Below are 11,992 nucleotides of genomic sequence, written 5' to 3'. Positions count from 1 at the left end.
TTTTTGCGACAGCATCGCAACAGGTAACGCGGCCGGATGCTGTCAGATGCAGCGGCGAAGTTAAAAGGATAGTGTTATGCGTACAGAATATTGCGGACAGCTCAATCTGTCTCATGTGGGTCAGCAAGTCACGCTTTGCGGCTGGGTAAACCGCCGTCGCGATCTGGGCAGTTTGATTTTTATCGATATGCGCGACCGTGAAGGCATCGTGCAGGTGTTTTTTGATCCCGATCGCCAGGACGCATTTAAGCTGGCTTCTGAACTGCGTAACGAATTCTGTATCCAGATCACCGGTACCGTACGTGCGCGTGATGAGAAGAACAAAAACAGCGACATGGCGACCGGTGAAGTGGAAGTGTTTGCCCAGGCACTGACCATTATTAACCGCTCTGAGCCACTGCCGCTGGACTCGAATCAGACCAACAGCGAAGAAGCGCGCCTGAAGTACCGCTATCTGGATCTGCGCCGCCCTGAGATGGTGACGCGTCTGAAAACCCGCGCAAAAATCACCAGCTTCGTTCGTCGCTTTATGGATGACGCAGGTTTCCTGGATATCGAAACCCCGATGCTGACCAAAGCGACGCCGGAAGGCGCGCGTGACTATCTGGTGCCAAGCCGGGTACATAAAGGCAAATTCTATGCGCTGCCGCAGTCACCTCAGCTGTTCAAACAGCTGCTGATGATGTCCGGTTTTGACCGCTACTATCAGATCGTTAAATGCTTCCGCGACGAAGATTTACGCGCCGATCGTCAGCCAGAATTTACCCAGATCGACGTGGAAACCTCCTTTATGACCGCGCCACAGGTGCGTGAAATCATGGAGCGTTTAATCCGCAATCTGTGGCAGGACGTGCAGGGCGTTGATCTCGGTGAGTTCCCGCAAATGACCTTTGCGGAAGCAATGCATCGCTACGGTTCAGATAAACCGGATCTGCGTAACCCGATGGAGCTGGTGGACGTCGGCGACCTGCTGAAAAACGTGGAGTTCCAGGTCTTCTCTGGCCCGGCTAACGATGAAAAGGGCCGTGTTGCCGCGCTGCGCGTACCGACCGGCGCACAGCTGAGCCGTAAGCAGATTGATGAATATGGCAAGTTCGTGGAGATTTACGGCGCCAAAGGTCTGGCGTGGATGAAGGTTAACGTCCGTGCTGACGGCCTGGAAGGCGTGCAGAGCCCGGTTGCCAAATTCCTGAATGCAGAGATCGTGGAAGGCATTCTGAGCCGCACCGGCGCTCAGGATGGCGACATTATCTTCTTTGGTGCCGATCGCGCCAAAGTGGTCGCGGATGCACTGGGTGCGCTGCGTCTGAAAGTGGGCCGCGAGCTGAACATCACTGATGAGAAAGCCTGGGCACCGCTGTGGGTAATCGACTTCCCGATGTTCGAAGAGGACGAAGAGGGCGGTCTGGCTGCGATGCACCATCCGTTCACGGCGCCAAAAGAGATGAGCGCAGAAGAGCTGGCCGCCGATCCAACCCGTGCCGTGGCGAATGCCTACGACATGGTGATCAACGGTTATGAAGTAGGCGGTGGTTCAGTGCGTATCCACAACGGCAAAATGCAGCAGACGGTGTTCAGCATTCTGGGTATCGAAGAGCATGAGCAGCGTGAGAAGTTTGGTTTCCTGCTGGATGCGCTGAAGTTCGGTACGCCACCGCATGCGGGCCTGGCCTTTGGTCTGGATCGTCTGACCATGCTGCTGACCGGCACCGATAACATTCGTGACGTCATTGCGTTCCCGAAAACCACGGCGGCCGCCTGCATGATGACCGAAGCGCCAAGCGAAGCCAATCCGGCTTCACTGCTGGAGCTCGGCATTCAGGTCGTTAAAAAAGAAAAGCCTGAGAATAAATAATGGGCTATAAACACCCGGTTTCAGTGCTGGTCGTCATTTCGGCGCGCGATACTGGCCGGGTGTTGATGCTGCAGCGGCGTGACGATCCCACGTTCTGGCAGTCGGTCACCGGCAGCCTGGAGGCGGGAGAGTCACCGCTGGCGACCGCGTGTCGTGAAGTGAATGAGGAAATCGGCATCGACGTGCTGGCCGAGCGGCTGGAGGTGGAGGATTGTCAGCGTCAGATCGACTTTGAAATCTTTCCCCATTTCCGCCATCGCTATGCCCCTGATGTCACCCATAATCACGAGCACTGGTTTCGCCTGCAACTGCCGACGGAGCGCGATGTGATGCTCACCGAGCATCTGGCGTTTCGCTGGCTGGCACCCGCTGACGCTGCAGCATTAACCCGATCATGGAGTAACCGCCAGGCAATTGAAGAATTTATCTGAATGCTCGCCATCGCCCGGTATTCCGGCGGCGGATAGATTAAATTTTATGAATCTGGTGAGTTTTAACAGGACTTCACCAACATATTGAACAGTCAGGCGTAATCGGCAACGTGAGGTTGTTCACCGCCCGCGCGATATCGTCAGCGTACGGTTGTACGTGAGGATGCTTCGCGAAGCTCGCCCTCGGGGCATTCAGGTTGTCAGTCACCTGTATGCGTACGGACGGTAAACAGGCTCGCAAGCAGGATAGCCTGCACCCTGTAAAAGATCGGAGAAAATTTAAAATGGCAGGACACAGTAAATGGGCAAACACCAAACACCGTAAAGCGGCGCAGGATGCCAAGCGCGGCAAAATCTTCACCAAAATCATTCGTGAGCTGGTGACGGCGGCCAAGCTGGGCGGCGGCGATCCGGGCTCAAACCCGCGTCTGCGTGCAGCAATGGATAAAGCGCTGGCGAACAATATGACGCGTGACACCATGGATCGCGCTATCGCGCGCGGTGTGGGCGGCGATGACAATGCCAACATGGAAACCATCATCTATGAAGGCTACGGTCCTGGCGGCTCGGCCATCATGATTGAATGCCTGAGTGACAACCGTAACCGTACCGTGGGCGAAGTGCGTCACGCCTTCACCAAAACCGGCGGGAATCTCGGCACCGACGGCTCCGTGGCTTACCTGTTCAACAAAAAAGGCGTGATCTCCTATGCGCCGGGTCAGGATGAAGATGCGGTGATGGAAGCGGCTCTGGAAGCGGGCGCAGAAGATGTGGTCAGCTATGACGACGGCGCGATTGATGTCTTCACCGCATGGGAAGAGATGGGCACGGTGCGTGATGCACTGGAAGCGCTCGGCCTGAAAGCGGACACTGCAGAAGTGGCCATGATTCCGACCACCAAAGCAGAGATGGATGCGGAAACCGCACCTAAACTGCTGCGTCTGATCGACATGCTGGAAGATTGCGACGATGTGCAGGAGGTCTATCACAACGGTGAAATCTCCGACGAGGTAGCGGAAACGCTGTAATGGCGTCTACCGTAATCACTTTAACCAAAGAGGCGTAATGTCGATTATCCTGGGTATTGATCCCGGCTCACGCATCACCGGTTATGGTGTTATTCGTCAGACTGGCCGCCAGCTCACTTATCTGGGCAGCGGCTGTATCCGCACTAATACCACCGAGTTGCCCGCCCGTCTGAAGCTGATTTATGCGGGCGTCTGTGAAATCATTACGCAGTTTTCACCCGACTTCTTCGCCATTGAACAGGTGTTCATGGCGAAGAATGCAGACTCCGCGCTGAAGCTGGGCCAGGCCCGCGGTGCCGCGATTGTTGCCGCGGTTAACCACGATCTGCCGGTGTTTGAGTATGCCGCCCGTCAGGTAAAACAGACCGTGGTTGGCATCGGCAGCGCCGAGAAAAGTCAGGTGCAGCACATGGTGCGAACCCTGCTGAAGCTGCCGGCGAACCCACAGGCAGATGCCGCCGATGCGCTGGCGATTGCCATTACGCACTGTCATGTGGCTCAGAATGCAGCTCGCATGAGTGACAGCAAGCTGGTGCTGACGCGCGGACGGTTACGCTCAGGTTAGCCGTCATCGCTCAGGTCTCACTCTCAGGCTGGATATTCATCCAGCCTTTTTTATGTTATAAAATCCGCCACATTCGTTAGTTAAGGAAGCGTTCAGGTGATAGGTCGTTTACGGGGCAATATTCTGGAAAAGCAGCCGCCACTGGTGCTGCTTGAGGCACACGGCGTCGGCTATGAAATTTATATGCCCATGACCTGTTTTTATGAGTTGCCTGAGCTTCAGCACGAAGCGGTGATTTTTACCCACTTCGTGGTGCGTGAAGATGCGCAGCTGCTGTTTGGTTTTAACAGCAAGCAGGAGCGCGCGCTGTTTCGCGAACTGATTAAAGTAAATGGCGTCGGACCCAAGCTGGCGCTGGCGATCCTCTCCGGCATGTCGGCGCAGCAGTTTGTGACCGCTGTCGAGAAAGAGGAGATCGCGTCACTGGTGAAACTGCCAGGCGTGGGCAAAAAGACGGCAGAGCGTCTGGTGGTCGAGATGAAGGACCGCTTCAAAGGAATGCACGGCGACCTGTTTGGCGGCGATTCTGCCTTTACGCTGACCACGCCGAGCGCCGAGCCGGAAACCAATGATGCGGAATCCGAAGCGGTTGCAGCGCTGGTATCACTGGGTTATAAACCGCAGGAAGCGAGCCGTATGATCAGTAAAGTCGGTCGACCGGATGCGGATTGCGAAACCCTGATCCGCGAAGCGCTACGCGCCGCCATTTGAGGTAATTCATGATAGAAGCCGACCGCCTGATCTCCGCTGTCAGTATCAGCGAAGAAGAGGTTATTGACCGCGCTATTCGCCCGAAGATGCTGACCGAGTATGTCGGTCAGCCGCAGGTGCGTGAGCAGATGGAGATTTTCATCAAGGCAGCGCAACTGCGCGGCGATGCGCTCGATCATCTGCTGATCTTCGGGCCGCCGGGACTGGGTAAAACCACCCTGGCGAACATCGTGGCCAACGAGATGGGCGTTAATCTTCGCACTACTTCAGGTCCGGTGCTGGAAAAGGCGGGCGACCTGGCGGCGATGCTGACCAACCTTGAACCGCATGACGTCCTGTTTATCGATGAAATCCATCGTCTCTCACCGGTGGTGGAAGAGATACTCTACCCGGCGATGGAAGATTATCAGCTGGATATCATGATAGGCGAAGGCCCGGCTGCGCGCTCAATCAAGCTCGATCTGCCGCCGTTTACCCTGATTGGCGCCACCACGCGTGCTGGCTCGCTGACCTCGCCGCTGCGCGATCGTTTTGGGATTGTGCAGCGGCTTGAGTTCTACCAGGTTAAAGATTTGCAGCACATCGTGGGCCGCAGCGCCGCCTGTCTGGGTCTGGCGCTGAGTGACGAAGGGGCGTTAGAGATCGCCCGTCGCGCCCGCGGCACACCGCGTATCGCCAACCGCCTGCTGCGCCGCGTTCGTGACTTCGCAGAGGTGCGGGCAAACGGTGACCTGAGCGGTGAAGTCTCCTGCAGCGCGCTGGATATGCTTAACGTAGATAGCGAAGGGTTCGATTATATGGACCGTAAACTGCTGCTGGCGATCATCGACAAATTTATGGGTGGGCCGGTGGGGCTGGATAACCTGGCTGCGGCCATTGGTGAAGAGCGGGAAACCATCGAAGATGTGATTGAACCCTTCCTGATTCAACAGGGCTTCATTCAGCGCACACCGCGTGGCCGGATGGCCACGCAGCACGCTTATCGTCACTTCGGCATTACGCGCGAAGAGTAATTAGACTGCTGGTTTCCGGACCATGCTGAAAATAAACAGGATGGCGGCGCAGAGCACCACTGACGGCCCGGCAGGGGTGTCGTAGAAGGCGGAGAAGGTCAGGCCGCCGGTGACGGCAATCACCCCGATGACTACGGCGACGGCCGCCATGCCTTCCGGTGAACGCACAAAGCGACGAGCGGTCGCAGCGGGGATAATCAGCAGTGAGGTGATAATCAGCGCACCCACGAACTTCATCGCCACTCCGATAGTCAGTGCCGTGACCAGCATCAGAATCAGTCGGGTACGCTGGATATTGACGCCGTCCACCTGTGCCAGTTCCGGGCTGATGGTCATCGACAGCAGCGACCGCCACTGCCACGCCATCACCAGCAGCACGATCACCACGCCGCCACCCATCATCCAGAGGTCGTCTGGCGTCACCGCCAGCAGATCGCCAAACAGATAAGCCATCAGATCGACGCGAACGTTCTTCATCAGGCTGACCACCACCAGGCCCAGCGACAGCGCGCTGTGCGCCATAATCCCCAGCAGGGTATCGATAGCCAGATGTGGACGACGCTCCAGCCAGACCAGTCCCAGCGCCAGGCAGACCGTGACCAGAATCACCGCGTAGTAAGGATTCACGTTAAACAGCAGGCCAAATGCCACGCCAAGCAGAGAGGCATGCGCCAGGGTATCGCCGAAATAGGACATCTTGCGCCAGACAACAAACGATCCCAGCGGACCGGCAGCCAGCGCTAACATCACACCGCCTATCCAGCCCGGTAATAACAACTCAATCATGATGGACCCTGTCCTTTGCGTAAAACGATACGTCCCTGAAGGTCGTGACGGTGATTATGATGATGACGATAAATCGCCAGCTCCTCCGCGCCGCGCGGACCAAACATGGCGATAAATTCCGGATGCTGCGATACCGCTTCCGGGGTGCCGGAACAACAGATGTGATGGTTAAGGCAGAGCACTTCGTCGGTTTTGGCCATCACCAGATGCAGATCGTGGGAGACCATCAGTACGCCGCAGTTCAGTTCAACGCGTAACTGATTGATAAGGTCATAGAGTGACACCTGACCATTCACATCGACACCCTGGGTAGGCTCATCGAGTACCAGCAACTGAGGCTGATTCAGCAGGGCGCGCGCCAGCAGCACACGCTGGGTTTCACCACCGGAAAGCTTTTGCAGCGGGGCGTTGAGCAGGTGACCCGCCTGCACGCGTTTCAGTGCCGGCAGGATCTCGGCGTTTTTGCTGCCACGAGTCAGACGCATAAAGCGTTCAACCGTCACCGGCAGGGTCGGGTCGATGTGCAGCTTCTGTGGCACATAGCCAATTCGCAGTGCGGGATCACGCTTAACGCTACCGGTGGTGGGAGCGAGCAGTCCCAGCACCACACGCACCAGCGTTGATTTTCCGGCACCGTTAGGACCCAGCAGGGTGAGGATGCGGCCAGGCTGCAATGCCAGGCTGACACCGGATAACACATTGCGCTGGTTAAACTTTATCGAAACATTATCGAGTGTGACAAGTGAGGTCATAGTATTTACAGGTTGCACAGAATTTCGAATGTTATAATATCACATTCCACTTCATGGTCACGATGGAATGACGCAATATGTTACATAATAAAAAGGGCGCAATTTTCGCCTTAACTGCTTTCTCCGTTACAGCTTCGTTAACCCTTCCAGCTCAGGCGAATGTCGTGGCTTCACTCAAACCGGTAGGGTTTATCGCTGCGGCCATTGCCGATGGTGTCACACCGGTTGACGTTCTGCTACCGGACGGTGCCTCTGAACACGACTATTCCCTACGGCCCTCAGATGCAAAACGCTTAAAAAACGCGGACTTAGTTGTATGGGTCGGGCCTGAAATGGAAGCCTTTATGGCGAAGTCTGCGGCTGAACTTCCGGCCCAAAAAAACCTCGCGATGGTGAACATCGACGGGGTAAAACCGTTATTGATTAGCGGTGGTGAAGATGAAGATGAACACACAGCGGAAAAATCCGAAGAACAGGACGCCGATGCCCATCACCATCATCACGGCGAGTTTAATATGCACCTGTGGTTGTCGCCAGAGATTGCGCGCAAGACCGCGGTTGCAATCCATGGAAAATTATTGGAACTTATGCCGCAAGATAAAGCCAAACTTGACGCCAACCTCCAGCAGTTTGAGGTAGCTTTGGCGGACACGGACAAACGCGTTAGCGCACAACTCGCTCCGGTCAGAAATAAAGGATATTTCGTTTTTCACGACGCTTACACGTACTTTGAAAAACAATACGGTCTCTCGCCCACCGGGCACTTTACCGTCAATCCTGAAATTCAACCGGGCGCTCAGCGTTTACATCAGATACGAACACAGTTGGTTGAGCAAAAGGCGGTCTGCGTCTTTGCTGAGCCACAATTCAGGCCAGCAGTCATCGATGCTGTCGCCCGCGGAACGCAGGTGCGTAAAGGCACGCTCGATCCCCTGGGAACAGACATCAGCTTAGCCAAAGACAGCTATGTGAAATTCCTCTCACAACTGTCGAGCCAGTATGAAAGCTGCCTGAATGGAGCATGAGGAATAGGTAAAAGTGCAGCAGATAGCCCGCTCTGTCGCCCTCGCATTTAATAATTTGCCGCGCCCCCACCGCGTAATGCTGGGTTCTTTAACTGTAGTCACTCTGGCCGTCGCTGTCTGGCGGCCTTACGTTTATCATCCTTCGGATGATGTGACGCCCATCGTCAAAAACATTGAACTGGATAAAAACACGTTCCGCACGCTGTTGCCGGAAGCCAGTGAGCCTATCGATCAGAGCACACCGGAACCGGAAGAAGAATTGCCTGCGGACGATGTGGACACCGACGTGCCCGAAACGGCCGGGGTTCATGATTACACCGTTTCATCCGGCGATACCCTGAGCAGTGCCCTGAATCAGTATGGCATCGACATCAGTGACATTAATGCGCTGGTGATGAGCGACCGCGACCTGCGTAATCTGCAGGTTGGTCAGCAGCTGAGCTGGACGCTGGATGATGATGGCGGCCTGAAAACCCTGAGCTGGGAAATTTCCCGCCGTGAAACCCGCACCTATGAGCGCACCCCTAAAGGTGGCTTTAAGATGGATGCGGAGATGCAGAAGGGTGAATGGCGCAACAGCGTGATGCAGGGCGAAGTGCGCGGCAGTTTTGCCGCCAGCGCCCAGCGTGCCGGACTGAGCAGTGCCGAAGCCAGCGCCGTGATCAAAGCGCTGCAGTGGCAGATGGACTTCCGTAAACTGCGTGCGGGTGACCAGTTCAGCGTACTGATGTCACGCGAAATGCTGGATGGCAAGAGTGCGCAAAGCCAGTTGCTGGGTGTGCGCCTGCGTAGCGGGGGTAAAGACTATTACGCTTTCCGCGCCGAAGATGGCAAGTTCTACGATCGCAGCGGCTCCGGTCTGGCGCGCGGCTTTATGCGCTTCCCGACGGTTAAGCAGTATCGTGTCTCCTCTAACTTTAATCCGCGTCGTCTTAACCCGGTTACTGGCCGCATTGCGCCTCATAAAGGCGTCGACTTTGCGCTGCCGATCGGTACGCCGGTGCTGGCAGTGGGTGATGGTGAAATAGTGGTGGCGAAGAACGGCGGTGCCGCGGGTAACTACGTCGCCATTCGTCATGGCCGTCAGTATATGACGCGCTATATGCACATGAAGAAAGTGCTGGTGAAGCCAGGTCAGAAAGTGAAGCGTGGCGACCGTATTGGACTGTCAGGCAACACCGGACGATCTACCGGGCCGCATCTGCATTTTGAAATCTGGATCAATAATCAGGCGGTCAACCCATTAACGGCGAAACTGCCGCGGATGGAAGGCCTGACCGGTAAAGATCGCAGCGATTACATGGCACAGGTTAAATCCTGGTTGCCTCAGCTGGGTCTGAAGTAAGCGAATTTCGTCAAATCGCGCAAAAACCGACGGGTTTCCCGTCGGTTTTTTGCTATATGGCGCAGGATGATTGCAAATTTTCAGGTCGTCACTATCATTAGCCGGTCATTGCTTGAGGCGAGTGCATGGAAACCCGTAAAAAAAATAACACTGAATTTATTCCCGTTTTTGAACGTTCTTTTCTCAAACCTAAATACTGGGGCAGCTGGCTGGCGATTGGTGGTCTGGCCGCGATGGCGATGCTACCGCCGAAAGTACGCGATCCTCTGCTGGGTCGGTTAGGCAAATTCGCCGGTAAGCTGGCAAAGGGTGCACGGCGCCGTGCGCTGATTAACCTCTATTACTGTCTGCCGGAACTCAGCGAGGCGCAGCGTGCGACGCTGGTCGATGAGATGTTTGCGACGGCACCGCAGGCGATGGCAATGATGACCGAGCTGGTGCTGCGCGATCCGGCACGTATCCGTGAACGTGTAGAGTGGCATGGTCGTGAAATTATCGACCAGATGAAAGCGGAGCAGCAGAATGTGATTTTCCTGGTGCCGCACGGCTGGGCGGTGGATATCCCCGCCATGCTGCTGGCGTCAGAAGGTCAAAAGATGGCGGCGATGTTCCATAACCAGAGCGATCCGCTGATGGACTATGCGTGGAACACCGCACGCCGCGGTTATGGCGGACGGCTGCATGCGCGCAACGACGGAATCAAACCCTTTATCAGTTCAATCCGCCAGGGCTACTGGGGCTACTACCTGCCCGATCAGGATCATGGCCCGGAGCAGAGTGAGTTCGTCGATTTCTTTGCTACCTATAAAGCGACGCTGCCTGCGGTAGGGCGACTGATGAAAGTCTGCCGCGCGCGTGTGGTGCCGCTGTTCCCGGTTTATAACAGCAAAACGCATAAGCTTGAGATTTATGTGCGTCCGCCGATGGACGATCTGCTGGAAGCCGACGATCACCAGCTGGCTCGCCAGATGAATGCAGAAGTGGAAGTGTTTGTCCGCCCGCATCCCGAGCAGTACACCTGGATCCTCAAGCTGCTGAAGACCCGTAAAGAGGGTGACATCGAGCCCTATTCGCGCAAAGATCTCTATCCGCGCAAATAGCAAAAAGGCCGCGAAAGCGGCCTTTTCTTATCACTTAATCGCTGGCTACAGGCGTATGCTCCCGTCGCTTTGAGCTTCTGAGCGGCCTGCTCAGGGCAAACCTGTGGCTGGGCTGCCTGTTTATAACGCTTCCAGCCTGCTGCGACGTTTGCGCTCGCGCATAAACAGGATCACCAGGCCAAACCAGAGCACGCCGCTGATAAAGTTGACCAGGCAGAACCACAGCGTGCCGCCGCTGAAGTAGCCACTTTTCGCCAGCTCAATTCCCACCGCCAGCGTCATAATACTGATCATTCCCAGCATCGCTGCCACGCTGCCTTTGCCTTCGTTGCTGGCGTAGAGCGTCAGGCGATACAGTCCGGCATTGACCATGCCAGCACCAAAGGCGTAGAGACTCAGGCCAGCGGTTATCAGCAGATAACCGTGGCTGTTCATCAGGCTCGCCACCAGCGCCAGGCTCAGACCAATCAGAATCGGCCAGGCGGCGAACTTCACCGGCTGTTCAATCGGCACGCGTCCCGCCAGCTTACTCAGCGTCAGGTTACCGGCGATCATCGCCAGAAACACCGGCAGCTGCAGCAGGGCGTACTGCATGCGTGACAGACCTTCGTCGTGCATCAGGATCACCGGCGAAAGGGCAACCCAGGTGAGGATCGGGATAAACACCAGCCCGATAGCGAAGGAACCAAACATCACCAGCCGGTCTTTCATCAGCCGGCCATAGTTGCGGGCCAGATTGGGCAGGGCGATGGAGTGACTGCGGTCGCCTGCGGTCTCAGGCATTACACGCCATAGCACCACAAAGGCGACCAGGCTGCAGGCGGCAAACAGCCAGAACATGCTGCGCCAGCTGCCAATGGTGAGCCAGGCTGCACCGGCAAGCGGACCCGCCAGCGGAGCCAGCAGCGCCACGTTGGCCATCAGCGCCATCATGCGCACCGCCAGCGCCTCATCAAAAGCTTCCTGAATTGCGGCATAACCGACCGCGCCGATAAAGCAGAGGCTGATGCCCTGAATAAAGCGCAGGCTGACAAATTCCTCAATCGAGCTGACCCAGTGCATCAGCATGCAGGCGACGGCAAAAAATAGGATGCCGAAGAGCATCACCGGTCGCCGGCCAAACTTATCAGAGAGAGGACCCAGCAGCCATTGCAGCACCACGCCGCCAATCAGGTAGGCGGTCAGGGAGGTAGAGACCCATTCAGGGCCGACGGAAAATTCACTGGTGACGATCAGCATGCCAGGCTGGATCATGTCATGAGCAATATAGGTGGCAAACTCGAACAGCACTAACGCCAGAGGAAAGAGTAAAATTCGGCCGGTAAGCTGGCTGATGGGGTGGAAACGGGCCATCTGGCCTCCTTGTCAGAAAAGAAAACGC

The 11,992-nt window shown here is 56.2% G+C and carries 12 protein-coding genes; 9 read left to right on the top strand and 3 right to left on the bottom strand.

Going from position 1 to position 11,992, the window contains the following annotated elements:
- The first annotated feature begins 76 nt into the window (after window positions 1–76).
- The 6 genes from aspS (at window position 77) to ruvB (ending at window position 5,603) form a co-directional block, all read left to right on the top strand.
- Window positions 77–1,855 carry an aspartate--tRNA ligase gene (gene aspS, locus AFL22_RS00740; protein WP_010670804.1) on the top strand — a complete coding sequence of 593 codons (1,779 nt, stop codon included), beginning with the start codon at window positions 77–79 and terminating at the stop codon, window positions 1,853–1,855.
- Window positions 1,855–2,286: a dihydroneopterin triphosphate diphosphatase gene (gene nudB / locus AFL22_RS00735; RefSeq protein WP_010258628.1), complete on the top strand. Its 432-nt coding sequence runs from the start codon at window positions 1,855–1,857 to the stop codon at window positions 2,284–2,286. Before aspS ends, nudB begins: the two co-directional genes overlap by 1 nt.
- A 284-nt stretch (window positions 2,287–2,570) precedes the next feature.
- Complete coding sequence (locus tag AFL22_RS00730; protein ID WP_010258633.1) at window positions 2,571–3,314, top strand: YebC/PmpR family DNA-binding transcriptional regulator; 744 nt, start codon at window positions 2,571–2,573, stop codon at window positions 3,312–3,314.
- A 37-nt stretch (window positions 3,315–3,351) separates the two neighbouring features.
- Complete coding sequence (ruvC, locus tag AFL22_RS00725) at window positions 3,352–3,879, top strand: crossover junction endodeoxyribonuclease RuvC (RefSeq protein ID WP_003849205.1); 528 nt, start codon at window positions 3,352–3,354, stop codon at window positions 3,877–3,879.
- A gap of 96 nt (window positions 3,880–3,975) precedes the next feature.
- Entirely contained in the window at window positions 3,976–4,590 is a 615-nt protein-coding gene (gene ruvA, locus AFL22_RS00720) for a Holliday junction branch migration protein RuvA (protein WP_003849207.1), read from the top strand.
- Window positions 4,591–4,598: 8 nt separating this feature from the next.
- Window positions 4,599–5,603, top strand: coding sequence for a Holliday junction branch migration DNA helicase RuvB (gene ruvB, locus AFL22_RS00715; protein WP_052270583.1), 1,005 nt, complete (start codon window positions 4,599–4,601; stop codon window positions 5,601–5,603).
- On the opposite strand, the gene znuB is transcribed toward ruvB, so the two are convergent.
- Both znuB and znuC read right to left on the bottom strand, forming a co-directional pair.
- Window positions 5,604–6,389, bottom strand: a complete 786-nt coding sequence (znuB, locus tag AFL22_RS00710) for a zinc ABC transporter permease subunit ZnuB (protein WP_010258643.1) — start codon at window positions 6,387–6,389, stop codon at window positions 5,604–5,606.
- On the bottom strand, window positions 6,386–7,141 hold the full coding sequence (gene znuC, locus AFL22_RS00705) for a zinc ABC transporter ATP-binding protein ZnuC (RefSeq protein ID WP_033769240.1): 756 nt from the start codon (window positions 7,139–7,141) through the stop codon (window positions 6,386–6,388). Before znuC ends, znuB begins: the two co-directional genes overlap by 4 nt.
- A 77-nt stretch (window positions 7,142–7,218) precedes the next feature.
- Here znuC and znuA point away from each other — a divergent pair, with 77 nt between their 5' ends.
- The 3 genes from znuA (at window position 7,219) to lpxM (ending at window position 10,611) form a co-directional block, all read left to right on the top strand.
- Complete coding sequence (znuA, locus tag AFL22_RS00700; RefSeq protein WP_010670802.1) at window positions 7,219–8,166, top strand: zinc ABC transporter substrate-binding protein ZnuA; 948 nt, start codon at window positions 7,219–7,221, stop codon at window positions 8,164–8,166.
- Window positions 8,167–8,179: 13 nt separating this feature from the next.
- On the top strand, window positions 8,180–9,511 hold the full coding sequence (gene mepM / locus AFL22_RS00695; protein ID WP_010258653.1) for a murein DD-endopeptidase MepM: 1,332 nt from the start codon (window positions 8,180–8,182) through the stop codon (window positions 9,509–9,511).
- A 125-nt stretch (window positions 9,512–9,636) separates the two neighbouring features.
- On the top strand, window positions 9,637–10,611 hold the full coding sequence (gene lpxM / locus AFL22_RS00690) for a lauroyl-Kdo(2)-lipid IV(A) myristoyltransferase (RefSeq protein WP_022625518.1): 975 nt from the start codon (window positions 9,637–9,639) through the stop codon (window positions 10,609–10,611).
- A gap of 120 nt (window positions 10,612–10,731) precedes the next feature.
- On the opposite strand, the gene AFL22_RS00685 is transcribed toward lpxM, so the two are convergent.
- Window positions 10,732–11,964, bottom strand: a complete 1,233-nt coding sequence (locus AFL22_RS00685) for an MFS transporter (RefSeq protein WP_022625519.1) — start codon at window positions 11,962–11,964, stop codon at window positions 10,732–10,734.
- Between the last annotated feature and the right edge of the window lie 28 nt (window positions 11,965–11,992).

This window comes from Pantoea sp. CFSAN033090 (assembly GCF_001264395.1).
In the GTDB taxonomy this organism is placed as follows: Bacteria; Pseudomonadota; Gammaproteobacteria; order Enterobacterales; family Enterobacteriaceae; genus Pantoea; species Pantoea agglomerans.
This window is presented reverse-complemented; position numbering and strand designations above follow the sequence as displayed.

What these genes read in the sequence shown, in the direction of transcription:
- aspS (WP_010670804.1), top strand. Translation starts at nt 77, where the DNA reads ATGCGTACAGAATATTGCGGACAGCTCAATCTGTCTCATGTGGGTCAG.
- nudB (WP_010258628.1), top strand. Translation starts at nt 1,855, where the DNA reads ATGGGCTATAAACACCCGGTTTCAGTGCTGGTCGTCATTTCGGCGCGC.
- AFL22_RS00730 (WP_010258633.1), top strand. Translation starts at nt 2,571, where the DNA reads ATGGCAGGACACAGTAAATGGGCAAACACCAAACACCGTAAAGCGGCG.
- ruvC (WP_003849205.1), top strand. Translation starts at nt 3,352, where the DNA reads ATGTCGATTATCCTGGGTATTGATCCCGGCTCACGCATCACCGGTTAT.
- ruvB (WP_052270583.1), top strand. Translation starts at nt 4,599, where the DNA reads ATGATAGAAGCCGACCGCCTGATCTCCGCTGTCAGTATCAGCGAAGAA.
- znuB (WP_010258643.1), bottom strand. Translation starts at nt 6,389, where the DNA reads ATGATTGAGTTGTTATTACCGGGCTGGATAGGCGGTGTGATGTTAGCG.
- znuC (WP_033769240.1), bottom strand. Translation starts at nt 7,141, where the DNA reads ATGACCTCACTTGTCACACTCGATAATGTTTCGATAAAGTTTAACCAG.
- znuA (WP_010670802.1), top strand. Translation starts at nt 7,219, where the DNA reads ATGTTACATAATAAAAAGGGCGCAATTTTCGCCTTAACTGCTTTCTCC.
- lpxM (WP_022625518.1), top strand. Translation starts at nt 9,637, where the DNA reads ATGGAAACCCGTAAAAAAAATAACACTGAATTTATTCCCGTTTTTGAA.
- AFL22_RS00685 (WP_022625519.1), bottom strand. Translation starts at nt 11,964, where the DNA reads ATGGCCCGTTTCCACCCCATCAGCCAGCTTACCGGCCGAATTTTACTC.